The sequence below is a fragment of the Microbacterium karelineae genome, from assembly GCF_009745985.1.
Taxonomy (GTDB): Bacteria; Actinomycetota; Actinomycetes; order Actinomycetales; family Microbacteriaceae; genus Microbacterium; species Microbacterium karelineae.
Map to the genome: position 1 here is coordinate 425,232 of NZ_WFIX01000190.1, position 25,774 is coordinate 451,005.

23 protein-coding genes and 1 tRNA gene are annotated in these 25,774 nt (G+C 70.5%); 13 read left to right on the forward strand and 11 right to left on the reverse strand.

What is annotated here, in order from left to right; genetic code table 11:
* Positions 1-52: 52 nt before the first annotated feature.
* From GB932_RS15150 to GB932_RS15175, 6 genes are read right to left on the reverse strand one after another with little or no spacing between them, the layout of a single operon-like run.
* Positions 53-1,885: a protein kinase domain-containing protein gene (locus tag GB932_RS15150; RefSeq protein ID WP_156761512.1), complete on the reverse strand. Its 1,833-nt coding sequence runs from the start codon at positions 1,883-1,885 to the stop codon at positions 53-55.
* Complete coding sequence (locus GB932_RS15155) at positions 1,882-3,342, reverse strand: peptidoglycan D,D-transpeptidase FtsI family protein (protein ID WP_156761513.1); 1,461 nt, start codon at positions 3,340-3,342, stop codon at positions 1,882-1,884. The genes GB932_RS15150 and GB932_RS15155 overlap by 4 nt, the downstream gene beginning before the upstream one ends.
* A complete protein-coding gene (locus GB932_RS15160; RefSeq protein ID WP_156761514.1) occupies positions 3,339-4,718 on the reverse strand; it encodes an FtsW/RodA/SpoVE family cell cycle protein in 1,380 nt (459 codons plus the stop codon). Before GB932_RS15160 ends, GB932_RS15155 begins: the two co-directional genes overlap by 4 nt.
* Positions 4,715-6,043: a PP2C family protein-serine/threonine phosphatase gene (locus GB932_RS15165; RefSeq protein ID WP_156761515.1), complete on the reverse strand. Its 1,329-nt coding sequence runs from the start codon at positions 6,041-6,043 to the stop codon at positions 4,715-4,717. The genes GB932_RS15160 and GB932_RS15165 overlap by 4 nt, the downstream gene beginning before the upstream one ends.
* Positions 6,044-6,053: 10 nt before the next feature.
* On the reverse strand, positions 6,054-6,590 hold the full coding sequence (locus GB932_RS15170; RefSeq protein WP_156761516.1) for an FHA domain-containing protein FhaB/FipA: 537 nt from the start codon (positions 6,588-6,590) through the stop codon (positions 6,054-6,056).
* Positions 6,587-7,327 (reverse strand): FHA domain-containing protein, encoded by a 741-nt coding sequence (locus tag GB932_RS15175; protein ID WP_156761517.1) that lies wholly within the window; start codon positions 7,325-7,327, stop codon positions 6,587-6,589. Before GB932_RS15175 ends, GB932_RS15170 begins: the two co-directional genes overlap by 4 nt.
* Before the next feature lie 179 nt (positions 7,328-7,506).
* Here GB932_RS15175 and GB932_RS15180 point away from each other — a divergent pair.
* Positions 7,507-7,590, forward strand: a tRNA-Leu gene (locus GB932_RS15180).
* 313 nt (positions 7,591-7,903) lie between these two features.
* Complete coding sequence (locus GB932_RS15185; RefSeq protein ID WP_156761518.1) at positions 7,904-9,370, forward strand: C-glycoside deglycosidase beta subunit domain-containing protein; 1,467 nt, start codon at positions 7,904-7,906, stop codon at positions 9,368-9,370.
* A 59-nt stretch (positions 9,371-9,429) separates the two neighbouring features.
* On the opposite strand, the gene GB932_RS20720 is transcribed toward GB932_RS15185, so the two are convergent.
* Positions 9,430-10,284: a DUF4143 domain-containing protein gene (locus GB932_RS20720; RefSeq protein ID WP_156761519.1), complete on the reverse strand. Its 855-nt coding sequence runs from the start codon at positions 10,282-10,284 to the stop codon at positions 9,430-9,432.
* Positions 10,217-11,158: a LysR family transcriptional regulator gene (locus tag GB932_RS15195; RefSeq protein ID WP_156761520.1), complete on the reverse strand. Its 942-nt coding sequence runs from the start codon at positions 11,156-11,158 to the stop codon at positions 10,217-10,219. The genes GB932_RS20720 and GB932_RS15195 overlap by 68 nt, the downstream gene beginning before the upstream one ends.
* Before the next feature lie 230 nt (positions 11,159-11,388).
* Between GB932_RS15195 and GB932_RS15200 the strand changes: the two genes are divergently transcribed.
* The 5 genes from GB932_RS15200 (at position 11,389) to carA (ending at position 16,884) form a co-directional block, all read left to right on the forward strand.
* Positions 11,389-12,678, forward strand: a complete 1,290-nt coding sequence (locus GB932_RS15200; RefSeq protein ID WP_156761521.1) for an ABC transporter substrate-binding protein — start codon at positions 11,389-11,391, stop codon at positions 12,676-12,678.
* 77 nt (positions 12,679-12,755) lie between these two features.
* On the forward strand, positions 12,756-13,709 hold the full coding sequence (locus GB932_RS15205) for a carbohydrate ABC transporter permease (RefSeq protein WP_156761522.1): 954 nt from the start codon (positions 12,756-12,758) through the stop codon (positions 13,707-13,709).
* 1 nt (position 13,710) lies between these two features.
* Entirely contained in the window at positions 13,711-14,547 is an 837-nt protein-coding gene (locus GB932_RS15210) for a carbohydrate ABC transporter permease (protein ID WP_156761523.1), read from the forward strand.
* 25 nt (positions 14,548-14,572) lie between these two features.
* Positions 14,573-15,367 carry a TIM barrel protein gene (locus tag GB932_RS15215; RefSeq protein ID WP_156761524.1) on the forward strand — a complete coding sequence of 265 codons (795 nt, stop codon included), beginning with the start codon at positions 14,573-14,575 and terminating at the stop codon, positions 15,365-15,367.
* Positions 15,364-16,884, forward strand: coding sequence for a c-glycoside 3-oxidase CarA (gene carA, locus GB932_RS15220; RefSeq protein ID WP_156761525.1), 1,521 nt, complete (start codon positions 15,364-15,366; stop codon positions 16,882-16,884). The genes GB932_RS15215 and carA overlap by 4 nt, the downstream gene beginning before the upstream one ends.
* Before the next feature lie 139 nt (positions 16,885-17,023).
* Here carA and GB932_RS15225 read toward each other — a convergent pair whose 3' ends face one another.
* Complete coding sequence (locus tag GB932_RS15225; RefSeq protein WP_156761526.1) at positions 17,024-17,767, reverse strand: DUF559 domain-containing protein; 744 nt, start codon at positions 17,765-17,767, stop codon at positions 17,024-17,026.
* Positions 17,768-17,993: 226 nt separating this feature from the next.
* On the opposite strand from GB932_RS15225, the gene GB932_RS15230 reads away from it, so the two are divergent.
* Genes GB932_RS15230 through GB932_RS15245 form a run of 4 tightly spaced genes read left to right on the forward strand, consistent with a single transcriptional unit; the run spans position 17,994 to position 20,948 of the window.
* Positions 17,994-18,389 carry a C-glycoside deglycosidase beta subunit domain-containing protein gene (locus GB932_RS15230; protein ID WP_156761527.1) on the forward strand — a complete coding sequence of 132 codons (396 nt, stop codon included), beginning with the start codon at positions 17,994-17,996 and terminating at the stop codon, positions 18,387-18,389.
* Positions 18,386-19,495: a sugar phosphate isomerase/epimerase family protein gene (locus tag GB932_RS15235; protein WP_156761528.1), complete on the forward strand. Its 1,110-nt coding sequence runs from the start codon at positions 18,386-18,388 to the stop codon at positions 19,493-19,495. Before GB932_RS15230 ends, GB932_RS15235 begins: the two co-directional genes overlap by 4 nt.
* Complete coding sequence (locus tag GB932_RS15240) at positions 19,492-20,520, forward strand: sugar phosphate isomerase/epimerase family protein (protein WP_156761529.1); 1,029 nt, start codon at positions 19,492-19,494, stop codon at positions 20,518-20,520. Before GB932_RS15235 ends, GB932_RS15240 begins: the two co-directional genes overlap by 4 nt.
* A gap of 11 nt (positions 20,521-20,531) precedes the next feature.
* Positions 20,532-20,948 carry a C-glycoside deglycosidase beta subunit domain-containing protein gene (locus tag GB932_RS15245; RefSeq protein ID WP_156761530.1) on the forward strand — a complete coding sequence of 139 codons (417 nt, stop codon included), beginning with the start codon at positions 20,532-20,534 and terminating at the stop codon, positions 20,946-20,948.
* A gap of 145 nt (positions 20,949-21,093) precedes the next feature.
* On the opposite strand, the gene GB932_RS15250 is transcribed toward GB932_RS15245, so the two are convergent.
* Both GB932_RS15250 and GB932_RS15255 read right to left on the reverse strand, forming a co-directional pair.
* On the reverse strand, positions 21,094-22,464 hold the full coding sequence (locus tag GB932_RS15250; protein ID WP_231916238.1) for a restriction endonuclease subunit R: 1,371 nt from the start codon (positions 22,462-22,464) through the stop codon (positions 21,094-21,096).
* A 4-nt stretch (positions 22,465-22,468) separates the two neighbouring features.
* Positions 22,469-23,725: an ROK family protein gene (locus GB932_RS15255; RefSeq protein ID WP_156761531.1), complete on the reverse strand. Its 1,257-nt coding sequence runs from the start codon at positions 23,723-23,725 to the stop codon at positions 22,469-22,471.
* A 149-nt stretch (positions 23,726-23,874) separates the two neighbouring features.
* Here GB932_RS15255 and GB932_RS15260 point away from each other — a divergent pair, with 149 nt between their 5' ends.
* Together GB932_RS15260 and GB932_RS15265 are read left to right on the forward strand one after the other, a co-directional pair.
* Complete coding sequence (locus GB932_RS15260) at positions 23,875-24,909, forward strand: Gfo/Idh/MocA family protein (RefSeq protein WP_156761532.1); 1,035 nt, start codon at positions 23,875-23,877, stop codon at positions 24,907-24,909.
* Positions 24,906-25,658, forward strand: coding sequence for a hypothetical protein (locus GB932_RS15265; protein WP_156761533.1), 753 nt, complete (start codon positions 24,906-24,908; stop codon positions 25,656-25,658). The genes GB932_RS15260 and GB932_RS15265 overlap by 4 nt, the downstream gene beginning before the upstream one ends.
* Positions 25,659-25,774 lie beyond the last annotated feature (116 nt).

Here is a 25,774-nt window from a genome sequence, read left to right on the forward strand (position 1 = left end):
CCTGGTCCGCCAGACTAGCCGAGGCAGGTGACGGCCTCGCCCAGACAGCGCATCAGCCGTTCGCGCCCTCGCCCTGACCGGTGCCGCCATTCTGGCCGCCGTCGTTCTGGCCGCCGTCGCTCTGCCCGTCGTCGCCCGGCTCCGGCGTGGGAGTCGGCTCGGGCTCGTCCGCCGCGACGGCCGGCACCGGCTCCATGGCGGCGGTTTCGGAGCTGCGCTGCGAGTCTCCGCTCTGGCAGAGCGCCTGATACGACGCGCTGACGTAGTTCGCGCCATCGTCGATCGTCACCTGCGTGACGTAGCCGCCCACGCCGAAGACGCGGTCCGTGGATCCGTCGTCGAACGTGGCGCCTTCGACGGTGACGCGATAGCCCGAGACATCGCCCGTGCCGCTCGGGCAGGAGTACGGCTGCCAGTTCAGCTGGGCCGTCTCGCCGCGCACGAGCTCGCTCTCGCTGAACGTCGGCGCCGATTCCGGTGCGGGGATCTCGACGAGCTCGCCGTACACGGTCGCCGTGACCTCGGTGCCCTCCGCGACGAACCCGCGCGGGGAGACCTCGTAGATCGTGTCGACCTCGTCCTCCGTCGACGCCGCGTTGCCGTCGGTGCACACGAGGGTGATCCGCGCGCTCTGCTCGCTGATCGTGCGGCTCGCCTCATCGCAGGTCAGGCCCTCGAGGGATAACGCCGACACGTCGATGAGCGAGGCGCTCGGCGTGGGCTCCTCGGTGGGCTCGTCCGTCGGGGTCGCCTCGGTCGAGGGCGTCGGCGTCGAGCTCGCGCCGGGGTCGCCTCCGCCGAACCAGCCCGTCGTCATCCCCCAGACTGTGCCGCCGATCACGACCGCGAGCAGGATGATGAGGGCGATGAGCGGGCCCGTCCACGGGCTGCGCTTCTTCTTCGGCTTCTCGGCCGCATCCGGGGCCGCCTCGCCCATCGGGAGGGGAGACGTCGTCGGCATCATCTGCGTCGCGGTGCCCGTCGCGCCGAGCAGCTGCGTGACATCGCCGTCGGATGCCGCGGCGCCCGCGCCGATCATCGGCGCCGCGGCCACGGCGGCCGCCATGTCGCCCCGGCGCAGCGCGTTGCAGGCGCGCGACACGGCCGCGGCCGAGGCCGGACGCTCGGCGGGCTTCTTCGCGATCATCGCGAGGACGAGGTTCCGCACCGGGGCCGGGATCGACTCCGACAGCGGCGGCGCGGTGTCGTTGATCTGCGCCATCGCGATCGCGACCTGCGACTCGCCCGTGAAGGGACGCTTGCCCGCGAGGCACTCGTAGGCGACGATCCCGAGCGAGTAGATGTCGGTCGCCGGGCTCGCGGGGTGGCCGGATGCCTGCTCGGGCGACAGGTACTGCACCGTGCCCATGACCTGGCCGGTCGCCGTCAGCGGCACCTGATCGGCGATGCGGGCGATGCCGAAGTCGGTGATCTTCACGCGGCCGTCGGGCGTGATGAGCAGGTTGCCCGGCTTGATGTCGCGGTGCACGAGGCCCGCCGCATGCGCCGCCTGCAGCGCCGAGGCGGTCTGCGAGACGTAGTCGAGCACCTTGTCCGAGGGCAGGGAGTTCTCGCGCTCGAGCAGCGTCGACAGGGCCTCGCCCGGCACGAGCTCCATGACGAGGTACGCGGATCCGTTCTCCTCGCCGTAGTCGAACACGCTCGCGATGCCGTCGTGGTTGACGAGCGCGGCGTGGCGGGCCTCGGCGCGGAATCGCTCGAGGAAGCCCGGATCGCCCATGTACTCGTCTTTGAGGATCTTGATCGCGACGGTGCGGCCGATGACGTGGTCGGTCGTCTCCCACACCTCGCCCATGCCGCCGATCGCGATGCGCGAGATCAGCTCGTAGCGCCCACCGAACGTCACACCCTGCGTTGGCCTCATTGTGCGAGCACCGCCTCCATGACCTTCTTCGCGATGGGAGCCGCGATCGTGTTCCCTGAACCTGATTGACCCATGCCGCCGCCGTCTTCCACCACGACGGCGACCGCCACCTCGGGATCATCCGCGGGGGCGAAGCCGGTGAACCACAGCGTGTAGGGCTCGTCGGTGTCGTTCTCTGCGGTGCCCGTCTTCCCGGCCACGTCAACGCCCTCTATTCTTGCACCCGTCGCGGCGCCGGATGCGACGCTCGCGACCATCATGTCGGTGAGGGCGTCGGCGTCGTCGGCGCTCAGCGGCTGCCCCTTCTCGGATGCCGCGTACTGCTTCTGCACCGAGAGATCGTCGCCGACGACCTGGTCGACCATCCACGGGCTCATCTCGGTGCCGTCGTTCGCGATCGCGGCCGACCACAGGGCGACTTGGAGCGGGGTCGAGGTCACCTGCCCCTGACCGAAGCCGGTGAGGGCGGTCTGGGCCCTGTCGAGCCCCGTCGGGTAGCCCGAGACGGCCGTCGCGAGGGGCACCTCGTAGCCGAGGTTGAAGCCGAACTTCTCGGCCTGTTCGCGGATCGCATCGTCGCCCAGCTCGACCGCCAGCTCGGCCATCGGCACATTGCAGCTCAGCTCGATGGCGGTCGCGAGCGTGACCTCGCCGCCGCCGCCGCACGTGCCGCGCGTCGCGTTCATCACGGGGTGGCTCGTTCCCGGCGGCGTGTACTCGGCCACGTTGTCGAACGTGCTGTCGGCGTCGTAGTCGCCGGACGACAGCGCCGCGGCCGCGACGACGAGCTTGAAGGTGGATCCCGGCGGGTAGATCGCCGAGATCGCCCGATTGATGAGCGGGTCGCGCTCGTCCTCCAGCAGCTGGTCGTATGCGCTCTGCGCGGCGCCGGGATCGTGCACAGACAGCTGGTTGGTGTCGAATCCTGGCGTCGAGACGAGCCCGAGGATGCGTCCGGTGTCGGGCTCGATCGCCACGACGGCGCCCGTGTAGCCCGCACCCACCATCGCCTCGTACGCGGCGCGCTGCACGGCGGGGTCAAGGCTCAGCTCGACTGACGAACCGCGCGGCTCCTGGCCCGTGATGACCTGCTCGAGTCTCGCCAGGAACGCGGAGTCGGCGAAGCCCGACAGCTCCTGGTTCATCGTCTGCTCGATGCCCGTCGCAGTGCCGAGGGCCGGGTTGAGCCACCCTGTGATGCCCGACCACATCTCGGCGTCGGGGTAGAGACGCTGGTATGCGTAGAGGTCGTCGGACGACTGCGAGCGCGCGATCTGCTCTCCGCCCGCGATGAGGGGTCCGCGGCGCACCTCGTACGAGTCGTACAGGGTGCGGCGGTTGTTCGGGTCGCTTGCGAGATCGCTCGCCGTCACGACCTGGATCACGCTCGTCGACGCGAACAGCGCGACGAACATGAACACGACGATGATGCTGAGCCGCCGGATCTCCTTGGTCATCCGATCACCGCCCTGGGCTGTCGGCGCACGGCGTCGCTCACGCGGAAGAGGATCGCGACGATGAGCCAGTTGGCGAGCAGAGAGGATCCGCCCGCGGCGAGGAACGGCGTCGTCAGGCCCGTCAGGGGGATCACGCGCGTGACGCCGCCGACCATGATGAACACCTGCAGCGCGAGCGTGAACGACAGGCCCACGGCGAGCAGCTTGCCGAAGTCGTCCTGGCCGGCGACGCCGATGTGCGCGCCGCGGCTGATGAACACGAGGTAGAGCGCGAAGATCGCGAACAGCCCCACGAGCCCCATCTCCTCGCCGAGGCTCGGGATGATGTAGTCGCTGTTGGCGACGGGCGTGAGGCTCGGCCGGCCCTGGCCGAGCCCCGTGCCGAACATGCCGCCGTGTGCGAGGCCGAAGAGGCCGTTGACCAGCTGGAAGCTCCCGCCTGCGGGATCGTTGTACAGCGTGTCGTCGAACGCGTGGATCCACGCGTCGAAGCGGCCGTGCACATACGGCATGACGAACGTCGCGGCGACTGCGCCCGCGCCCGCGAGCACGACGCCGATGAGCACCCACCCCGTCTTGCCCGTCGCGACATAGAGCATCGCGACGAACATCCCGAAGATGAGCATCCCCGTGCCGAGGTCGCGCTGGGCGACGATGATGCCCATCGATACGAGCCAGATCACGAGCAGGGGGCCGAACTCCCGAGCCCGCGGGAACGTGAACCCGAGGATCCTCCTGCCCGTCGAGGCGAGGCTCTCCCGCGTGCGGACGAGGTAGCCGGCGAAGAAGATCGCGAGGCAGATCTTCGCGATCTCGCCCGGCTGGAAGTTGAAGCCCGCGACGCGGATCCACACCGTGGCGTTGCCGCCGCCGTTGAGGAACGGGATGAACGGCAGCACGAGCAGCATGAGGCCGGTGAGGCCGAAGATGTACGTGTATCGGAACAGCACGCGATGGTTGCGCAGCATCCACACGAGCGCGCCGCACAGCGCGATCGACAGCATCGCGAACATGAGCTGGTGCAGGCCGGCCGAGGTGTCGTCCGCGAGGTCGATGCGGTAGATCATCGCGGTGCCGAGGCCCGTCAGCAGCAGCGCGACGGGAAGCAGGAACGGGTCGGCCTGCGATGCGCGGATCCGGAGGACGATGTGCACGACGAACGCGAGCGCGCACATCGCGGCGACGACGTACAGGATCGGCTGGTCGATGCCGCCGAGCGCCCCGAACTGCACGAGCACGAACGCGGCCCCCGTCAGGAGGATCGCGAACAGCAGGAGCATGAGCTCGCGGTTGCGCAGGCGCTGCGCCTTGCGCATGCGCCGCAGCTCCTTCTTGACGCCCCTGTCCGGCGCGTCGTCGATCTCGATGTCGGTCATGCGTCACCGCCTCCGTCTGTCGCCGCGGACGGCGTGGGATCGGGTGTGCGCGTCGGCTCGGGATCCGCCTCTTCGGGCGGGTCGTCCTTCGGGGCCGGCACGCGCGAGATGAGGTTCTCGACGATCTGCCGCGCCTCCTCCAGCGAGTCGGCGTTGATCGTCTCCTCGGCGCGCGAGCGCCACGCCGCCGGGATCTCGTCGATCGGCACGCCCGTGTCCTCGTAGGCGGTCGACAGCGCGATCGGCCCGATCGACTGCTGGATGCCCTGGTAGATCACGACGCTGTCCTCGTCGGTGCCGACGTAGTACCGCGTCTGCGTCCAGCTGTAGAACAGCCAGGCGCCGGTCGCGATCGCCGCGGCGAGCAGCAGCAGGGCGCCGAATCCGACGATCCGGCGGCGCCGCACGCGGCGCCGGTCCTCCGCGATGAGCTCTTCGAGATACTCGTTGTCGGGCTCGAAGTGGCTCGGCTCGTTCGCGGCGGCGCGCTGGGGATGCAGCCAGCCCGTCGGCAGCAGCGAGCGCGACGCCGGGACGTCGACGCCGTCGGGATTCGACGCCGAGCCGACGATCGTCGGCGTTCCCGTGTACAGCGGGTGCTGCCCGCCGACGTCGACGATGACGAGCGTGACGTTGTCGGGCGCCCCGCCGTCGAGCGCCTGCTTGAGCAGATTGTCGGCGGTGCGCGCCGGAGGCATCTCCTGCCGCAGGGTCTTCGCGAGGTGCGCGTCGTCGACGACGCCCGAGAGTCCGTCCGAGCAGAGCACCCAGCGATCGCCGGGCCGGGTCGGCATGATGAAGGTGTCGACCTCGGGGTTCGCGTCCATGTCGCCGAGCACGCGCATGAGCACGGACCGGCGCGGGTGGTAGCGCGCCTCCTCCGGCGTGATGCGCCCCGTCTCGACGAGGCGCTGCACGAACGTGTGGTCGGTCGTGATCTGCGTGAGGTCGCCGTCGCGATACAGGTAGATGCGCGAGTCGCCGATGTGGCCGATGACGGCGTACTCGTCGACCATGACGATGCCGCTCACGGTCGTGCCGAGGCCCGCGAGCTGCGGCTTGCGGGCGGCGACGTCGATGAGGTCGCCTGCCGTCGACACGATCGTCGTGTGCAGTGCCTCCTCGGCCTGCGCAGGCGACTCGAAGTGGGTGTCGAGGGGCTGCAGCCGGCTGATCGCGACGGCTGACGCGACGTCGCCGCCCGCATGGCCGCCCATGCCGTCGGCGACGACGAACAGGTTCGAGCCGGAATAGCCCGAATCCTGGTTGTTCGACCGCACCCGCCCCGTGTGGGAGATCGCGGCGCTGGAGCCCTCGAAGACCATCAGGCGACGGCTACTTCCTGAGCTCGAAGGTCGTGGCGCCCACCTTGATGGGCGCGCCGATCCTCACCGCGACCGGTGAGTTCGGCGAGACCTTCGCGCCGTCGTGGAAGGTGCCGTTCGTCGAATCGAGATCCTGGATCATCCACTGATCCGCGTAGCGCACGAGGCGCGCGTGGTGGCTCGAGGTGTAGTCGTCGCGGATCACGAGGCCCGACTCGCCCGAGCGGCCGATCGTGAGCGGTTCGGAGCCGAGGGGGATCTCGAGTCCCGCCTTCGGCCCGGACGTGATGACGATGCGACCGGCGGACGCCGCCGTCGCCGACTCGGACTCGGTCGACCCGCGCGTGATGCCGTGGGCGACCGTCTGCGCCTGCGGATCCACGGCCGGCGCCGCGGGCGAGGCGCTCGCCGCGACCGGAGGATCCGGGAGCTTGCGCACGCGCCCGCCGAACACATCGGCGCGCAGGGCGAAGATCAGGACGAAGACGAACACCCACAGGAGCAGGAGGAAGCCGTACTGGAGGATGAAGAGAGTGAGTTCGCTCATGGGCGCCCCCCGTGGAAGGCGTCGATGATCTGCGTCGCGTCGCCCTGGTCGGGCAGCTGCTCCGCGCGCGGCGCCGCTGTCGCGACGACGCGGAAGACGATGTTCGTGCGGCCGATCGTGATCGTCTGACCATCGGCGAGGCCCGCCTGCTTCACCTTCTGGCCGTCGAGGCGGGATCCGTTCGTGGACCCGAGGTCGCGCACCATGCCGCGCTCGCCGTCCCACAGGATCTCGACGTGGCGGCGGCTCGTTCCCGAGTCGGCGATCGTGATGTCGGAGTCGGACCCGCGCCCGATCACCGTGCGCGCACGCGTGATCTGGTGGCGTCGCCCGTCGATGTCGAGGACCGCCTTCCACGACACGCGGCCCTCCGCCGAGGAGCTGAGGACGTCGATCGTGCCGGTCGAGACGCCCTCTGCAGCGCGCAGCTCGATCGAGAGCGGGCCGGAGAGGCTGTAGCCCTGGGCGCTCACGTGCGCCTGGACGATGTCGCGCAGCTCGTCGTCGAGCGAGCGGCCGAGGGCCTGCATGCGCTCGGCGTCGGCCGGACTGAGGCGCACCTCGAAGCTGTTGGGCGCGAGGATGCGCTCGCGACTGACGATGGCGGCCTTCGTATCCATCTCACGGCGGAGCGCGGACGCGATCTCGACGGGTTGGATGCCGCTGCGGAAGGTCTTGGCGAACGCGCCGTTCACGGCACGCTCGAGACCCTTCTCGAAGCTGTCAAGCAATCCCACGGTGCTCCTCGATCTCGGATACGGGTATGCGTCATGCTACTGGCCACCCCTGTCAGCGCGAGTCGAACCCTGGGATGACGTTCAGGTCACTCCCACGGATGACACGGGGTGGCCCGGTTGGCGAACGCTCTCGCCGCCATGGTATTCTCGGGAAGTTGAGTTCGCGGTGACGCGAACACGCGCAAGTGGCGGAATCGGTAGACGCGCTGGCTTCAGGTGCCAGTGTCCTTACGGACGTGGGGGTTCAAGTCCCCCCTTGCGCACTCGACCTCCTGCATCCCCCTGGTCGCGGCTCCGCCGCCTCCCAGGGGGATGTCTCGTTGCACCTCGCGGGGCGTCCCCACCGCCCCTCCACGCGCTGCTGGCGAGTCGCGCGGAGCCGCGGGCGGCGTGGGCCCACCCGCGGACCCCGATGTCGCTCTCTGCGCTCGTGACCGGTGGGTGCATCCTCAGCGGACCACCCGCGTCCTCGCATCATCCGAGGCTTTTGCTGACATCAGGTTCACTTATGTGTGTTTGTGGCGGAAGAAGCGTAGCGTCGGGCGCAGACGGACACCTGCGACGAAGGAGCGCCACATGCCCAACGGACTGATCGCACACGACAGCCTGCGCGCCCACCCCGACGGTGCCGCGCTGCGCCTGCAGATCCCGTGGTACCGCAGCCTCTGGCTCTCGTCGGTCACGTCGATCACCCTCGCGATCGACGGCGCCGAGGTGCCGCAGGCCGACCTCGTCCTCGAACTCGGCGGACGGCGCTACGCCCTCGACGAGCTGCCGGAGCAGAGCGAGACGCTGTGGCAGCTGCAGGAGCACCCTCTCCTCGTGGTGCGTCTCGAGACCCCGATCGCCGTCGGCGAGGCACACGGCGTCGTGATCCACGGCGAACTGCGCCTGCCGTATATGCAGATCGCGCCCGGCGAGGACGGCGGCCCCGGCATGTACGTGCCGAACGTCGTGCACCAGGATGAGCGGCTCGTCGCGACCGATCGCGACGCGGCGCCTCCCGCGCTCGAGCGGATCACCGAGCCGCGGCCGCCCGCGGAGTCGGATCCGTTCCCCTTCGGTCTCACGCTCTACTCCGCGAGCGCCGAGTACCGCGCCGGCTGGTTCGACTTCGATGGCCTGCTCGACCGCGTCGCGGACCTCGGCATCGGCCCCGGAATCGAGATCGTCGCCTCCCAGATGCTGCCCGAGTACCCCGTCGTCACGGACGACTTCGAGAGGGCCTGGCGCGGGGCGTTCGACCGGCACGGCTTCGTCGCGAGCTCGTTCGGCGCGAACCTCGACATGGGGCGCCGCCGCGACCGCGACATGACGCCCGACGAGGAGTACGAGTTCACGCGCGTGCTGTTCGAGGGCGCCGCGCGCCTGGACTTCCCGCTCATCCGGATCCAGAGCGCGAAGCCCGAGCTGCTGCGCCGCCTGCTGCCGCTCGCCGAGAAACTCGGCGTGAAGCTCGCCTACGAGATCCACGCGCCCGCGGGGCCGAACGCGCCGGAGATCCTGCGCGTGCGCGAGGTGTACGAGGAGCTCGGATCCCCGCTGCTCGGCTTCGTCGCCGACTTCTCGTCGACGATGCGGCGGATGTCGCCCACGCTCCTGCGCGCCGTCGAGCGCGCGGGCCTCGACGGCGAGGCGCTCGACCGCCTCCAGGCGATCTGGGCGACCGACGCGTCGATGCGCGAGCGCCAGGAGGAGCTCATCGAGTATCTGCAAGGCCGCGATTTCGATCCCGGCCAGCTCGGATCCTTCGCCCATCTCGCGTTCAACATGCACGGGCACGTGGATCCGGCGGAGTGGGCCGACATCATGCCGCAGATCATGCACGTGCACGCGAAGTTCTACGACATCGATGAGGCGGGTGAGGAGCCCGCGATCGACTACCCGGAGCTCGTGCGCGTCTTCGTCGAGGGCGGATACCGCGGCTTCTGGTCGAGCGAGTGGGAGGGACACGCGTTCGCCGAGCTCGGCGAGGTGGATCCGCTCGTGCTCGTGCGCCGGCAGCACGACCTCATCCGCCGCAGCGCCTCCGCGCTCCGGTAGGCGCCCGTCGAATGCCTCAGATGGTCCCAAACTCGCGGATATGGGACGATCGGCGGCATTCAGCGCGCACCCCCGCGCTTCGCCTGCCGCAAACTGCTCCAAGATCGCCGGTTTGGAGCAGTCCGCGGCATTCGAAGGTCAGGCCTCGAGCAGCGCGAGCGGGATGACGTGGACGCCGGACGGCAGGGTGCACGCGGACTCGGTCGCAGTGATGATGGCGAGGAAGTCGGGCAGGCCGATCGTCGAGGTGTCGACGAGTTCGTCGCGGAGGCGCAGGAGGTTCGCCTCCGCCTCGGGGTCCGCGAGGAACCGAGCTCGACCTCGAGGGCGACCCAGCGTCCGTCGGGTTGCTCGATGAACGCGTCGGCCTCGAGCCCGGTGTTGTCGCGGCAGTGATGGACCCTGCCGAGCTCCACGCTGGCAAGCGAGCGGACGTCGCGGACGACCTTCGCCTCGAACACCTGGTCGAAGAACTCCGGATCGGACGCGAGGCGATCGATGCCGATGCCGAGGGCGGCGCACGCGAGGGCGGGCTCGGTGAGCAGGAGCTTGGGCGCGCTCCTCAGGCGCGACCGTGAGCGCAGCGCGACGCTCCACGCCGGGAGCTCCTCGAACGCGAACACCCTCGCCAGACCGTCGAGGTGGCTCCTCACCGTCGCCGGAGTGATCGTGCCGCCGTCGCCGGAGACATCCTTTGCGAGACTCGCCTCGCTTGCCGTGTGTCGTGCCAGCGACTCGATGAGCCGCTGCGCCTGTCGACCTCGTGACGGGTGGCGTTCGAATGCCGCAGACGGTTCCAAGATCGCCGTCTTGGCTCGATCTGAGGCATTCGAAGGGGCCGCGCGGTCAGGCGTCCCGCACGCCCTCCTCGACGAGGCGGCCCGCCTCCTCGAGCAGGGCGCGCATCCACGCATGCTCGGGGTCGCGGTCGTGCGCGGGGTGCCACCAGAGCGCGTTGACGAGCGGGGTGGCGTCGAACGGCAGCTTCACGACGCGCACGCCCTCGGTCTGTCGCACGATGGGGGCGAGGGCCGCCTGCACGAGCCCGACGCGGTTCGTGCCGGCGACGAAGTGCGGCAGGGCGAGGAAGCTCTCGACGACGGCCGCCGTGCGCGGCTCGATGCCGAGCTGCTGCAGCTGTCGCACCGCCGAGGTGAACGCCGAGCGCGACTGATACGTCATGACGAACGGGCGCGCCTCGAGGTCGTCCATCGACAGCGCGTCGGCCGTATCGTCGCCGTGCGTCTCCGAGACCACCGCGACCCAGTCGTCGTGCCAGAGGTCGGTCCAGGGGAGGCCGGAGAGGTAGCCGTGCGGGATGATCATCCCGTCGGCCGAGCGCAGGCGGTTGGCCGCGTCGTCGACGATCGTCGGGTTGTGCAGCATGAAGCGGAACCGCACGCCCGGTGCGCGCTCGGCCGCGAGGCGCGAAGCGACCCGGCCGATCGTCACGAATCCGTAGTCGGATCCGTAGATCGAGAACTCGCGTGTCGACTCGGCAGGATCCCAGGAGGCCTCGCTCTCGAAGATGCGGCGGACCGCCTCGAGCGCGCCCGTCGTGTGCTCGGAGAGGCGCACGGCGAACGGCGTGAGCTCGTAGGTGTTGCCGCGCCGCGCGAGGATCGGATCCCCGAAGTGGGTCCGCAGACGCGCGAGCGAGGCGCTCAGCGCGGGCTGGCTGAGGTGCAGGCGCTCGGCCGCGCGCGTGACGCTGCGCTCTGTCAGCAGCGCGTCGAGGGAGACGAGCAGGTTGAGGTCGAGCCGCGACAGCAGCGCGTGTTCGGTCACGTGAACCTCCCTGTTCGTGCCGCCGAGTGCATCGATCCTATCGATGGAACGGCCCGGGCGTATCGAGGCGAGGGATTCTGGGGCGCGCCTCGCTCGCGCACTTATGTCACGCATTCGCAACGCTTATGTGTGTTTCGGGCAAAACTTTGTCAGAATCGCCTTATCTCATCGCGGAGCCGTCACGAGGCGGCCGAGAGTGGGTTCAGACGATGACGTCGAAAGGGCAGGACATGTCGAAGAAGATCATCCGCCGCACGCGCACGACCGGCGCGATCGCAGCCGCCGCCATCGGCACGCTCGCGCTCGCGAGCTGCTCCGGCTCGGACGGGGGTGTCGGCGGGAGCGGGGACTCGTTCTCGCTGATGTACTCCGCGTCGAACACGCTCGAGAGCCCGTTCGAGACCCTGGCGAACGAGTACATGGAGACGCACGACGGCGTCACCATCGAGCTCGAGGCCGTCCCCAACGACACCTACGGCGACACCCTGCGGACGCAGCTGCAGGCCGGGAACGCCCCCGACGTGTTCCAGACGGAGGGCGGATCCGGTCAGACCCGCAGCGTCATCCCGCTCGCCGAGGCAGGGTTCCTCGAGCCGCTCAGCGAGGCGTCCGCCGCGCTCGTGCCCGAGAGCGCGGAATCGTTCTTCACGCTCGACGGATCGACATACGCACAGCCGCTCGTCACCGCGTTCTCCGGTCTCATCCTCAACGAGGTCGCGCTGAGCGACATCGGCGCGACGTCGTTCCCCGCGGACTGGGACGAGTTCATCGACCTGTGCACGCAGGCGAGCGAGGAGGGCAAGTCGGCGCTCCTCGTCGCGGGTGCGGCAGGCCCGAACACCGGCATGCTCGCGATGAACATCGCCGCGACACGCGTCTACGGCGAGACGCCCGACTGGAACGAACAGCGCGCCGCCGGCGAGGTCACGTTCGCGGAATCGCCCGGGTGGGCGGACACGATGCAGGCGATCGTCGACCTCGAGGCGTCCGGATGCCTGCAGGACGGAGCGGTCGGTGCCGGCTTCGACGCGCTCACGAACGGGCTCGCGACGGGCCAGGGGATCGGATTCTTCGCCCCCGGCGCGACCGCGACGGAGCTCGCGCAGGCCGCTCCGGACGCCGAACTCCGGATCCATGCCTTCCCACCGGCGACGACATCCGATCCTGCTGTCGGCATCCTGAACCCGACGTACTCGCTGTCGATCAACGCCGCGTCGGACGCCGCGGATGCCGTCGAGGACTTCTTCGCCTGGCTCGCGGAGCCCGAGCAGGCCAACCGCTTCGCCGAGATCTCTGGCGGTCTGCCCATCACGGGCCTCGACGAGTACGACTTCGACGGCGGCACGTACGGCCCGGTGGCCGACCTCATCCGCGACGACGCGGTGACCCCTCTGCCGAACTCCGGGTGGACGAGCCCCGCCGTCTACGAGGCCCTGGGCGGCGGCGTGCAGGGACTCCTCAGCGGCCAGGAGACGGTCGACTCCGTGCTCGCGTCGCTCGACGCGGCCTGGGACCGCTGATCCGCACACCGCACATCCCATCCCGGCGGCCGCGCCTCGCGGTCCGGCCGCCGGGCACGACCCCTGAGAGGCTGAGCATGTCGGCATCACCTGGCACCTCCGAGACCGAGGCGCTCATCGTCCCCCGCGCGAAGCCGCGGCGGTGGGGGCACCTGCCGCAGCGGCGCGCGGGCCTCGTGAGGTTCGGGCACTGGTGGTGGACCCTTCCCGGCGTCCTCATGGTGCTGGGAATCCACTACGCGGCGACATCGGTCGGCGGGTTCTTCGCCTTCACCGACTGGAGCGGGATCGGATCCTTCAGCCTGATCGGGTTCGAGAACTTCCGCACGATCTTCACCGATTCGCGGTACCTGCTCGCGCTGGGGAACACGCTGTTCCTCGCGTTCCTGTCGGTGATCGGGTCGAACGTCGGCGGGCTCGCGCTCGCGGTCGCCCTCAACCGCACGCTGAAGACGCGCTACGCGCTGCGGGTCGTCTTCTTCATGCCCGTCGTCCTCTCCCCGCTGGCGACCGCCTATATCTGGCGGTTCATCTTCGAGTACAACGGGCCGATCAACATCTTCCTGGAGTCGGTCGGGTTGGGGGAGTGGGTGCGCCCGTGGCTCGCCGATCCGGCGTTCGCGATCTGGACGGTTCTCCTCGTCGTCGTCTGGCAGACGACCGGATTCGCCATGGTGATCTACATGGCGGGGCTCGCCGGCGTTCCGCCTGAGATCGAGGAGGCGGCCGCGCTCGACGGCACGAGCCTCTGGCAGCGCTTCTGGCACGTGACGATGCCGGCGATCCGTCCGGCGGTCGCGATCGCGACGACGCTCGGCCTCGTCCAGGGCCTGCGCGTGTTCGACCAGATCCTCGCCTTGACCGGCGGCGGTCCGTCGGGGGCGACGGAGACGCTGGCGACGCAGGTCTACAAGGAGGCCTTCTCGCTCGGGAACTTCGGGTTCGGTGCGGCGCTCGCACTCGTGCTCACCGTGATCATCCTCTTCTTCGCCGTGATCCAGCAGCGCATCACGGCGGGCAAGGACAGCTGATATGTTCCGCTACACCAGACTCACTCTGCTGCGCGAGATCAGCGTGTGGTTCCTCGCGCTCGTGTTCCTCGCCCCGTTCTACTTCCTCATCTCGATCGCGCTGAAGCCTGACAGTGAGCTGCTCACGACCTCGCCGCTCGCGCCGCCCGAGTCGCCGACCGTGGAGAACTTCGTCGGCGTGATGACGGCGACGGGGAACTCGAACGTGATGCTCGGGCTGCTCAACAGCGTCGTCATCACGGCGGGCAGCGTCGTCGCGCTCGTGATCCTCGGCGCGCTCACGGGATACGTCATCGCGAGGTCGACGACGCGGTGGGGCCGCGCAGCCTTCATGCTCTTCCTCGTCGCGATCGTCCTCCCGACGCAGCTCGGCACCGTTCCGCTGTACATCGGCGCTCGTGCGATCGGGCTGACGGGATCCCATTGGGGGATGATCGTGCTCTATACGGGCATGATGCTCCCGCTGGCGATCTTCCTCTACGCGGGCTTCTTCCGCGGCATGGGGACCGACTTCGAGGAAGCCGCGATGATCGACGGCGCGAGCCGCACGCAGGTGTTCTTCCGCATCATGTTCCCGCTCGTCGGGCCTGCGACCGGAACGGTCGCCATCTTCGCCGGCCTCATCATCTGGAACGACTTCTTCACGTCGCTCGTGTTCCTCGGCGGATCCGAGACGCAGACGCTGCCCGTGTCGATGTACTTCTACATCGGCTCGCTCGTCTCGCAGTGGAACCAGATCTTCGCGATCGTCATCGTCGCGATGATCCCGATCCTCGCCTTCTACCTGATCGCGCAGAAGCGCTTCATCCAGGGCTTCGCCGGCGGCCTCAAGGGCTGACCGGCACCGACTCAGAGGAGACTCCATGTACCAGCTCGCACCCAACATCGAACTGCTCTTCACCGACGCGGGCGACTACCACGACCGCGTCCGCGCGGCCGCGGCGGCCGGATTCGACGCCGTCGAGATGTGGGGGCCCACAGGCGTCGATGCTCCGGCCGCGCCCAAGGACCTGCCCGCGCTGAAGGCGGCGCTCGAGGAGACGGGAACCCGGCTCACGGCGCAGCTGGCGGAGCCGCGTATGCAGTTCATGATCCCGCCGTGGGACCACTCCGACTTCTTCCGCAAGCTCGACGAGGGCGTGGAGATCGCACGGGACCTCGGCTGCCCGCGCATCGTCGTCGGCAGCGGCACGGGCTTCGGCGGCTGGAAGCGCCAGGTGCAGCTCCACAAGCTCGTCGAGATCTACCGGAAGGCGATCGCGCAGATCGACGGATCCGGCATCGCACTCGCGCTCGAACCCGTCAACGTACGCGTCGACCACCCCGGTTCGCTCCTCGACCGCACCGCCGAGGCGGTGGAGGTCGCCCGCGGCGTCGACTCGCCCTTCTTCGGCGTGCTCTACGACATCTACCACTCGGCCGTCGAGGGCGAGGACATGGCGGCGGAGCTCGCGAACGCGGGCGGGCTCGTGCAGTACGTGCAGCTCGCCGACGCCCCCGGCCGCGGCGAGCCCGGCACGGGCGACCTGGATTGGCCGGAGCGCCTCCGGATCCTGCGGGCGGCGGGCTACGACGGGCCGATCGGGCTCGAGTACTACCCGCAGACCGAGTCCGCGGCGTCGACCGCGCGCGTCGTCGAGTGGGCGGCGGAGGCATGACCGGCCGCTACCCCGACGCTGTCGACGTCGTCATCGTCGGATCCGGCCCCGCGGGATCCGCCTACGCGAGGATCCTGTCGGAACAGGCGCCGAGCGCGACGATCGCGATGCTCGAGGCCGGACCGACCGTGTCGGATCCGCCGGGCGCGCATGTCAAGAACATCGCGGATCCCGACGCCCTCGCCCGGGCGCAGCGGCGATCCGAGGGGCCCGGCGCGGGCGCCGCGGCCGTGAGCTCGCCCGGCGCCGTCAAGGCGGGCGAACGGCGGGCCCGGCCCGGCACCTTCCTCCTCGACGACGGCTACGCGCAGCCAGGGGAGGACGGCCTGCCGGTCGCGGCCTTCTCGAGCAACGTCGGCGGCATGAGCGCGCACTGGACGGCCGCCTGCCCGCGCCCCGGCGACAGCGAGCGGATCGGGTTCCTCGACGACGAAGGAGTGCTCGACGAGCTGCTCGCCGAGGGTGATCGCCTGCTCGGCGTCACGGCCGACGCCTTCGACGCCGCACCGTTCTCAGGACTCGTGCGCGAGCGCCTCGCGGCCGTCGTCGACGCGGGCCGCCCCGAAGAGCGCCGCGTGCAGCGGATGCCGCTCGCCGTGCACCGGCGCGACGACGGCCGCCTCGCCTGGTCGGGATCCGATGTCGTCCTCGGCGACGTCACGCGCGCGAACCCCGGGTTCGCGCTCCACGACGAGTCGCTCGTGACGCGGGTCCTGCTCGCGGACGGCGTCGCATCGGGCGTCGAGGTGCGCGACCGGCGCGACGGATCGACCCATGCCATCGCCGCGCGACACGTCGTCGTCGCGGCCGACGCGCTGCGCACCCCGCAGGTGCTGTGGGCGTCGGGGATCCGGCCGGCCGCACTCGGCCGATACCTCAACGACCAGGCGCAGATCGTGTTCGCGTCGCGGCTGCGCGATGTGTCGGGCGCCTCGGAGGAGAGCGGCGACGGCGCGCTCAGCGAGACGAGCGGCGTCAGCTGGGTGCCGTTCACCGAGGAGCTGCCGTTCCACGGGCAGATCATGCAGTGGGACACCTCGCCGATCCCGATCGCCGACGACGATCCGATCGTCCCCGGCTCGATCGTGGGCCTCGGCCTCTTCTGCGCCAAGGACCTGCAGGCCTCGGACCGCGTCGCGTTCGACGCGGCGACGCTCGACGCGTTCGGCATGCCCGCCATGCGGATCCACTACACCCTCACCGACGCCGATCGCGCCGTGATCGGCAGGGCGAAGGACGAGATCGTCCGGCTCGGCCGCGCCGTCGGCGAGCCCCTCGACGCGCGCCCGTTCGTCATGCCGCTCGGCGCGTCCCTGCACTACCAGGGCACGGTGCGCATGGGGGCGGAAGACGACGGCGCGAGCGTCTGCGATCCCTGCAGCGAGGTCTGGGACGCGCCCGGCGTCTTCGTCGCGGGCAACGGCGTCATCCCGACGGCGACCGCGTGCAACCCGACGCTCACGTCGGTCGCGCTCGCGGTGCGCGGCGCTCGCCGTATCGCGGAGCGGCTGGCCTGATCCTTCGAATGCCGCACATCGCTCTGTCCTGCCGTGGTTGGTGCCGTCTGCGGCATTCGAAGGATCGACGGCGGGTTCGAATGCCTCGGAGTGTGCGTCCTCGCCGGGTTTGGGGCGATCTGAGGCATTCGAAGGGGGGTCATCCGCGCCAGCCGCGCGAGCGCAGCGCGCCGGCCACCCGGCGAATGAGGGCCGCGGGATCCGCGTGCAGGGCCGCCGTCACCTGGATGACGATCCAGCCCTCCGCGCGGAGGCGCTCGATCCGCTCGACGTCCTTCGCGTAGGTGGCGTGGTGCTGCGCGCCCTGGTACTCGATCGCGACCTTCCACTGCCGGTAGACGAGGTCCACGCAGCCGAGGTGCTCCCCGCGGGGATCGAAGAGATCGATGTTGAGCTCCGGCTCGGGCAGGCCCGCGCGGACGAGGCGCACGCGGCACGCGGATTCCCGGGCCGACCAGGAGTCGAGGCGGATCTCTCCGAACGCCTCTCGCAGTGTCGCGGCGCCGCGACGGCGGCCGGCCGAGAGCGCGGCGAAGAGCTGCTCCTTGGTGGCGAGCGGTGGCCGGCCGGCGTGCGGACGGCCGACGCCCTCCCGCCACACCCGGCAGAAGCCGTCGCCGAGCGCGACGAGGTCGATGAGGTCCCAGGATCCGAGCATCGCCCATGTCGAGGCCGGTGACGCGACCCGCAGGCCGTCCACGTGCACGACGTTCACCATCTCCGCGTGCAGGCGCCTCCCGTGGACCCCTGCCCCGCGAGGCAGCGGCAGATTGCCGAACACTCCGACCTCGAGGGGACGCACCTCGCGCCCGAGGCCGGGCGGCAGCGGCGCGTCGAGCAGGTGCACCGCAGTCTCGTAGGCGTAGAACTCGTCGTCGCGCATCCGCGTCGCTTACGCCTGCGCGAGCCGCACCGTCTCCGCGCGGGCGCGCCGGAACGGATCCGCGACTCGGCCTCGAAAGTTATCCACAGGCCGCTTCGAATGCCTCAGACTGCGACAAACCGCGGAATCTGGGGCGATCTGAGGCATTCGAAGCGGGGTGGTCATTGACTTTCGTCGAAATCAGACGTTAGAGTGTGTGAAAGCAACTAAGGACGAGGAGGTCCCGGTGATTCCCGACCGCATCATCGAGCAGGACACGCTGCGAAGCGACGGTTCCCGCGCATCCGTGGAGGTGCGCATCCCCTGGTATCGCGCGCTGCCCGCATCCTGCATCGCCGGGGCCGCGCTCACGATCGACGGCGTCGCGGCGCCCGTCGAGACGCTCCGGTGGGAGATGAACGGACGCACGTTCTCCTTCGCCGACATGGTCGACGACACGGACGAGTGGTGGTTCCCCGTCGACTCGGCCGTGCTCTCGGGGGATCTCGAGATCGACCCGGCCGCCGATCACGAGGTGTCCGTCGACCTCACGCTCTACATCCCGTACATCGTCATCGGCGACGACGAGGTGCTCCACATCGAAGAGCGCGACTCCAAGACCATGAAGGCGGTGACCGCATGACCGCGCAGCTCGGCACGCCCGTCCAGGGCGTCACGCTCTACAGCTTCACCCGCGCCTTCCACGGGCGCGAGTACGACCTCGAGGGCCTCATCCGCAAGGTCGCGGCCGACGGCTACGGCCCCGGCCTGGAGGTGATCGGATTCTCGAGCCTGCGGGGCTTCCCCGACGTCGACGACCGCTTCGCCGGCTGGTTCCGCGACCTCGTCGCCGAGGTCGACCTCGTGCCGACGTCGCTCGCGATCAACGCCGACATCGGGATCCACCGCAACCGCCTGCTGAACCAGGATGAGCTGATCGAGTACATGCGGCGCCAGATCGAGGCCGCCGCACGCCTCGGCTTCCCCGTTGCGCGCGTGCAGATCTCGCTCACGCCCGACTCGATGGAGCAGCTCGTGCCCGTCGCCGAGCGCTACGGCGTCGCCCTCGCACTCGAGGTGCACGCCGATCAGTACGCGTCGCACCCGCGGATCCTCGCGCTGCGCGACCGCTATGAGAAGGTCGGATCCCCGCTCCTCGGCTTCACGATGGACTGGGGCGCGACCGTGTCGGGCTTCGCGCCGTCGCTCATCGAGGCCTACCGGCGCCGCGGCGCGGGCGAGGAGCTCCTCGCCGCCGTCTCCGAGCTGTGGGCCGAGTTCCACACGCAGGGCCCGCCCGCCGACCAGGCCGAGCACGGCGAGCGCTTCGGCCGCTTCATCGGGCTCGCCGCCCAGCACGGCCGCCCCGACCTCGGCATCGATTTCGGGATCAACGGCACGGGCCTGTTCGGCCCGGCACCCGTCGACGACTGGCTCGAGATCATGCCCTGGATCCGCCACGTGCACGCGAAGTTCTTCGGCATCGACGAGAACGGCGAGGAGCCGTCTGTGCCCGTGCGCGACCTCACCGATCTGTTGGTCGAGAACGGGTACTCGGGTGCCGTCTCGAGCGAGTACGAGGGATGGCACTGGAATCACTGGCAGAGCCCGTTCGACATCGTCCGCGGTGAGCAGGTGCTGCAGCGCTCGGCCGCCGAGGCTGCGGGATCCCGCATGATCACGGACGCCGCCGAGGCGCGCGCCGTGCTCGCGGCCCACCACGCGGCCGCGCAGGCGGTGGCCCGATGAGCGGCGGCATCGCGGGCACGGGGATCCGGCTCGGCACGACGCTCTACTCGATGACGAGCGAGTTCGCGGCGGGGCTGTACACGCCTGAGACGCTCATCCGCGCCGTCGCCGAGAACGGCATCGGCCCCGGTGTCGAGTTCAACATCGCGCAGCTGCTGCGCACCTACCCCGATGTCGACTCCGACTTCGTCGACCTCTGGTTCCGCACGCTCGACGACTGCGGCCTCGAGCCGAGCGCCGTCGGCACGAACCTCGACATGGGGCGGCGCAGGGAACGCGACATGACGCCGGAGGAGGAGTATGACTTCTTCGCCCGGCAGCTGAAGACCGCCCATACGCTCGGATTCAGGAAGATCGTGATCCGCTCGGCCGGCCGCGAGCTGCTGCGCAGCCTGCTGCCCCTCGCCGAGAAGTACGATCAGGTGCTCGGCTACGAGATCCACGCGCCCGTCGGCCCCAACGATCCGAAGATCGTCGAGATCCGCGAGCTGTACGACGACCTCGGATCCGACCGCCTCGGTTTCACGGCCGACTTCTCGTCGACCATGCACAGCCTGTCGCCGACGCTGCTGCGCACGCTCGGGCAGATGGGCATGGACGAGCGCCACTTCCCCGTGATGGAGGAGATCTGGCGCGAGCCGACGCCCATGCACGTGCGCAACCAGAAGTTCGAGGAGCATCTGATCCGCGAGGGCGTGGATCCGCTGCGATTCGGGCCGTTCACGCGTCTGGCCTTCAACATGCATGGTCTCGTGGCGCCGGAGGAGTGGCTCGACATCATGCCGCAGATCTTCCACGTGCACGCGAAGTTCTACGACATCGGCCCCGACGGCGAGGAGCCCGCGATGGACATCCCGCGCATCGTGCGGCAGTTCGTGGTGGGCGGGTACGAGGGGTTCCTCTCGAGCGAGTGGGAGGGGCACGCGTTCTCGGATCTCGGCGAGGCGGATCCCATCGACCTCGTGCAGAAGCAGCACGCGCTCATGCGCCGAGCGATCGAGGAGACCGCCGCTCAGGCGGCGTAGGAGGAGACGACATGGCCACCCACAACTCTCTGTTCTCCGAGAAGGACGTCCGCCGCACCGACGACGGCATCGCCGTGTCGGTGCAGATCCCCTGGTATCGCAGCCTCTGGCTCAGCGCCGTCGACGACGTCGACGTGACGGTGAACGGCGAGGCGATCCCGAAGGAGTCGCTGCGCTTCGCGCTGCAGGGGCGCTCGTACCGCGTCGCGGAGCTGCCCGACCAGTGGGACACCCTCTGGTTCGTCGCGGATCGCCCCGACGTCGTCATCCCGCTCGACCGGGTGCCCGCGCCAGGCGAGAGCCTCACGGTCGAGGTCGTGCTGACGATGCGCCTGCTCTACATGCAGATCGCTCCGGGCGTCGACGGCGGCCCGGGCCGCTACGTCACGAACCGGGTGCCGGTCGAGCGCGAGGTCACGCTCGCCTGACGTCGCCGTCCGAATGCCGCAGATCGCTCCAGGAATCCATTCTTGGAGCGATCTGCGGCATTCGTCTGCCGGGCGGATCCTGTGAATGTCGCGAATCGCGCCGAACCGCGGATCATGGCGCAGACTGCGGCATTCGACGCGGGCGTCAGGCCCCGAGCGCCCGGCGCGCGAGTGCGAGGTGCGCGGACGTCATCTCGGCCGGATCGTCGTCGAGCCAGGCGTGCCCGCCCCACTCGCTGCAGAGGGTGCCCCTGAACGCTGTGCCGCGCAGTAGGCTCCCCACGTCTCGGATCGGCGCGCTGACGCGGCCGTCGGCGTCGTCGAGATCCCAGAACTTCAGGTGGAACGCGCCGACGAGCGGCAGCACCTCTCGCAGCTCGTCGGCCGACGAGCGCCCGAAGCGCACGATCATGTCCATCGCCAGCGCCTGGGCGGATCCGGGGATCGCGCCGCCGCGCAGCGCCTCCATGACGACACGCGGGGTCGCCGGATCCCGCCAGCCGTCGGCGAGGCGGCGCACGAGCGCGTCGTCCACGCCGGCCGAGGCCAGGGCGCGCACATAGCTCGTGGGGAGCGCCGGCATGAGCATGCTGATGTCGATGAGCAGGCGGAGGTGCGGATCATCGAGGCGCGCGATCTCGTCGTAGTCGGCGGCGTGCGCGTCGGATCCGGGAGTCTGCGACCCCTGCGCCTCTTCGAACAGCACGAGGTCGAGCTCATGCAGGACGGGCTGCAGGCGGGCGAGGAGGGCGGGACCCGCCTGGCCGATCGGCAGGCGCGCACCCTCGGCGCCGACGCGGCTCGCCGCGCGCAGCTGCGGCAGCAGGAACGCGAGGCGCTCGTCGTCGTCGCGGCGATGCCCGTCCTCGGCCCACTCGTCGATGCTCGCGCCGACGATGCTCACGCGGGCACCCGCGTCCGCGAGGCGCTCGCGCAGGGCGTCGACCTCGTCGTCCGCGGGGGCGGGGAAGCCCCGCCATGCCTGGCCGGCCTCCACTTCGATCAGGTCGGCGATGCCGTCCGTCGCGATCGTCGCGGCGATGTCCGTCGCGCCGCGTTCGGCGCGCACGATCTGCGGGGTCCAGTTGAAGGCGCTCGCCGCGAGGCGGCCCGAGAAGGGCGCGCTCATCGGACGTCCTCCCCCGCGAAGGCGAGTTCGCATCGGGTGTCGAGGCGCGCGCTCCCGAATCGGGATCACGAGCATCTCGCCGCCCATCGGGAGGTAGGGGATCGCGAGCCGGAACGACACCGCGACATCGTGCCCGTCGTCGAGGGGCGCATCGCCGGCCACGACGACGCGGTCCTGGAGGTGCCACCACCCCGTCTCGCCGTCCGTCGCGGCGATCGTGCGGTCGCCGAGGCGGATCCGCACGCGCTGCGCGGACCCGTCGACGCTCAGCTCGAGGCCCGAGAGGCTCGACAGCGGCAGAGATCGGATCCACGGCAGGCTCAGCCGCAGCTCGAATCCGGCGGGCGTCGTCGTCAGCGCGTCCTCGCGCAGCGCGGTGAGGGTCATCTGCTCAGACCGCCGGGAAGATCGCCTCGATCGTGGGACGCCCGTCCGCGAACCAGCGCGCGAAGCTCGCGTCGAACAGCTGCTCGCGCACGAGCTCCGCGCCGCCGCGGATGGGCTCGCGGATGTCCTCGATCGACTGCTCGATCGCCAGATCGCGCGTTGCGAGGGGGAGAGATCGGTCGTAGACGCGCTGCCGCACCTCGGCGAGATACGCCTCGCCCGCCGCGGCCGCGACGGCGCCGCCGATGACGATCACGGCGGGGTTGAAGACGTTCACGAGCGTCGCGATCGCATCGCCCATCACGCGGGCCGACCTCTCCGAGAGGGCGCGCGCGAGGCCATCGCCGCGCTCGGTGGCGAGCGAGATCTGCTCGGGGGTGATCGGATCCACGTCCGACAGGGAGCTCTCCTCGCCGGCCGCGATCGCGGCGTTCGCGTCGCGCACGAGCGCCCACCCGCTCGCGACGGCCTCGAGGCAGCCGACCTTCCCGCACCGACAGCGCGTCTCGGCCCCGAGGACCGGCACGTGACCGATGTCGCCCGCCGCACCGTTCGCGCCGCGGTGCACGCGGCCGCCCGAGAGCAGGCCCGCGCCGATGCCCGAGCCGACCTTGCAGTAGATGAGGTCCTCGTCGAGGGCCTTCCGCCGGGCGCGCTCACCGTAGGTCAGGAGGTTGACGTCGTTGTCCACCCACGTGGGTGCGCCGAGGTGCTCCTGCACCCGCCCGCGCACGTCGACGTTGTTCCAGCCGGGCATGATCGGCGGCGCGACGGGGCGCCCCGAGGCGAAGTCGACCGGCCCGGGCAGGCCGACGCCCACGCCCCAGATCGGGGCGCCCTCTTCGGCCGCGAGCAGCTCGTCGACCATGGACAGGGCGACCTCGAGGGTCTCGTCGGGGCCGCGCGAGATGTCCCAGTCGCGGTGCGCCTGAGCGGTGACGTCCCCGTCGAGCCCCGTGAGACCGACGTGGATGTGCAGCGCGCCGATCGCGCACACGACGAGGCGTCCGCGCTCCGCCTGGAAGCGGAGCGTGCGCGGCGCCCGCCCGCCTGAGCTGGGTCCGAAATCGCTGTCGGCGAGGTATCCGAGGGCCGCCGCCCGCTCGATCCGCTGCGTCACGACGCCGCGGCCGAGGCCCGTCGCCTCGCCGATCTCGGGCCGCGTCGTCGCCTCTCCTGTGCGGACGAGGTTCACGATGCGCAGGAGGCTCGTGACCTCGTCGGTCTGCGCGCTGAAACGGAGGGTCGAATCGGTGGCCATGCCTGATTCTGACATATCTATCGACAGGATCGACGTAAGTCTCCCGTCTGGGGGATCAGCCTCGCGCATGCGCGGGATCATCACCCCATATGACGAGATCCGTCGTCCCTCAGCCAGGATGGTGCAGAAGCCGAAGGGGGCGATGCGCGATGCCGCACGGAGTGGGGATCCTGGGAGCGGGGCCGGGCGTCTCGGCGCTGCACCTGCCGACGCTCGCGCGCCTCGATGGGATGTTCGCGGTCGTCCACATCGCCGACGCGTCAGGGGAGCGCGCGCCCGACCTCGCCGCGAGGATCGGCGCCCGAACCTCCCGGGGATCCGCCGAGGTGCTCGCCGACGAGGACGTCGATGTCGTCGTCCTCTGCGCGCCGCCGGCCACGCACGCGGCCCTCGCGCGTGCCGCGATCCGCGCCGGCAAGCACGTGCTGTGCGAGAAGCCGCTCGCGACCGACGCGGAGGATGTGCGCGCGATCGTCGACGAGGCGCGCGAGGCGGGGCTCGCCCTCGTCGTGGGCACGAACCACCTGCACGACACAGCCTGGCACCGGGCGCTGCGCGCGATGGTCACCGAGGACGGCGCCGTGAAGGGCATCGGGCTCACCCTCGCGCTGCCGCCCAACGACCGCTATCACGCGCTCGTCAGCGAGCCGGGCCCGGCGTCGGCGCGCCGGGGAGGGCCGGACCTCGCGGATCCGCGCATCGCGGCGGGCGTCGTCCGCCAGCTCGCGACGGGTCTCGTTATGCACGACCTGCCCGCGATCCGGGATCTCGCGCCCGATTTCGAGGGCCTGGACGATGCGCGGGCGCTCCCGCCGATCGGGTGCGCGCTCGGGTTCCGCGCATCAGGGATCCCCGTCCGCGTGACGGCGGCGATGCTCCCCGGCGGCGCCGACGCCCTGTGGCGCATGACGATCGACATGCCGGGCGACCGGCTCACGATCGATCATCCGCCCGCCTTCGCGCATGCGGGCAGCACGGTCGTCTCCGTCGCCACGGCGGACGGGCGCACCACGGTGTTCCGCAGGGATCCCGATGACGGGTACGTCGGCGAGTGGCGGGCGCTCGCCGCGATGCTCGAGGGGCGCGAGGAGCCCCAGTATGACGAGATGGCCGCCGATGCGCTCTACGCGATCGAGCTCGCGGATGCGGCCGCCGATCTCGTGCGGGCGGGAGGGATCCGATGAGCGTCATCGGCGTCACCGCAGAGACGCGGGCGCATGGCGTCGCGATCGCGGAGCTCCCGGCGAGCGCTCGCCGTGTCGCCGCGCCGGCTGGGGCGATCGTCATGATCGACGGGGGCGGCGACTGGTGGATCCGTGCCGCGCGCACGGCGGGCGCGGTCGCCGTCGTCGTGACGGAGCCCGGACCGGCCCCGGCGGGCGCGGTCCGCACCCTCGCCGGCACGCTCGGGGTGCCGGTCGTGGTCTCGCGCCACCGCCTGCGGCGCGCGTGGGTCGACGCGCTGCGGGGGCGGCTCGGCGGCGCGCCCGTCGCGTTCGTCGTAGAGGCGCTCGCGGCAGAGGGCGACGCGCAGGCCGTGGTGCGCGACGCGGCCGGGTGGCTGCGGGAGCTCGGCACGGGATCCCTGCGGGTGACCTCGTCCGCTCGGGCGGCGAGCGGGATCAGCGCGTCCGGATCCGCGGGGGAGTCGGCCGCATCGATCCTCCTCACCGCTGCCGAGCAGCGAGCGCCGCTCCTCGACATCGTGGGGATCGCGCCGGTGCGCGCCGAGCTGCGCCTCGACGAGGCGGCCGGGGCGGCGCGCATCGCCGTCGTGGATGACGGAGGGGTGTGGACGGCACCGGAGGCTCTCGAGACGCCGGAGCGCGAGGCGCTGCGCGCCGCGATCGACGCCGTGCGGGCGGGATCGGGACGGAACGATCTGTGCGCCCTCGCGGATGATGTCGAAGCGATCACCACTCTTTCGTTGTAATCCGACATAAGATCGCATAGAATCTACTTTGACGTCGGGGTCCTCGGACCCGTCGCCCGCCGCGCAGTCGGGGCGGGCGCACATCAGGTCGCGTCGATGGCCCGGTCGCACGGGCG

Bases quoted from the DNA above. Each gene is read 5' to 3' on its own strand.
- carA (WP_156761525.1), top strand. From the start codon at position 15,364: ATGACCGGCCGCTACCCCGACGCTGTCGACGTCGTCATCGTCGGATCC.
- GB932_RS20720 (WP_156761519.1), bottom strand. From the start codon at position 10,284: ATGCGTGGATGCGCGCCCTGCTCGAGGAGGCGGGCCGCCTCGTCGAGG.
- GB932_RS15255 (WP_156761531.1), bottom strand. From the start codon at position 23,725: ATGGCCACCGATTCGACCCTCCGTTTCAGCGCGCAGACCGACGAGGTC.
- GB932_RS15210 (WP_156761523.1), top strand. From the start codon at position 13,711: ATGTTCCGCTACACCAGACTCACTCTGCTGCGCGAGATCAGCGTGTGG.
- GB932_RS15235 (WP_156761528.1), top strand. From the start codon at position 18,386: ATGACCGCGCAGCTCGGCACGCCCGTCCAGGGCGTCACGCTCTACAGC.
- GB932_RS15150 (WP_156761512.1), bottom strand. From the start codon at position 1,885: ATGAGGCCAACGCAGGGTGTGACGTTCGGTGGGCGCTACGAGCTGATC.
- GB932_RS15265 (WP_156761533.1), top strand. From the start codon at position 24,906: ATGAGCGTCATCGGCGTCACCGCAGAGACGCGGGCGCATGGCGTCGCG.
- GB932_RS15245 (WP_156761530.1), top strand. From the start codon at position 20,532: ATGGCCACCCACAACTCTCTGTTCTCCGAGAAGGACGTCCGCCGCACC.
- GB932_RS15165 (WP_156761515.1), bottom strand. From the start codon at position 6,043: ATGGTCTTCGAGGGCTCCAGCGCCGCGATCTCCCACACGGGGCGGGTG.
- GB932_RS15225 (WP_156761526.1), bottom strand. From the start codon at position 17,767: ATGCGCGACGACGAGTTCTACGCCTACGAGACTGCGGTGCACCTGCTC.
- GB932_RS15160 (WP_156761514.1), bottom strand. From the start codon at position 4,718: ATGACCGACATCGAGATCGACGACGCGCCGGACAGGGGCGTCAAGAAG.
- GB932_RS15155 (WP_156761513.1), bottom strand. From the start codon at position 3,342: ATGACCAAGGAGATCCGGCGGCTCAGCATCATCGTCGTGTTCATGTTC.
- GB932_RS15185 (WP_156761518.1), top strand. From the start codon at position 7,904: ATGCCCAACGGACTGATCGCACACGACAGCCTGCGCGCCCACCCCGAC.
- GB932_RS15215 (WP_156761524.1), top strand. From the start codon at position 14,573: ATGTACCAGCTCGCACCCAACATCGAACTGCTCTTCACCGACGCGGGC.
- GB932_RS15260 (WP_156761532.1), top strand. From the start codon at position 23,875: ATGCCGCACGGAGTGGGGATCCTGGGAGCGGGGCCGGGCGTCTCGGCG.
- GB932_RS15205 (WP_156761522.1), top strand. From the start codon at position 12,756: ATGTCGGCATCACCTGGCACCTCCGAGACCGAGGCGCTCATCGTCCCC.
- GB932_RS15250 (WP_231916238.1), bottom strand. From the start codon at position 22,464: ATGACCCTCACCGCGCTGCGCGAGGACGCGCTGACGACGACGCCCGCC.
- GB932_RS15240 (WP_156761529.1), top strand. From the start codon at position 19,492: ATGAGCGGCGGCATCGCGGGCACGGGGATCCGGCTCGGCACGACGCTC.
- GB932_RS15170 (WP_156761516.1), bottom strand. From the start codon at position 6,590: ATGAGCGAACTCACTCTCTTCATCCTCCAGTACGGCTTCCTCCTGCTC.
- GB932_RS15200 (WP_156761521.1), top strand. From the start codon at position 11,389: ATGTCGAAGAAGATCATCCGCCGCACGCGCACGACCGGCGCGATCGCA.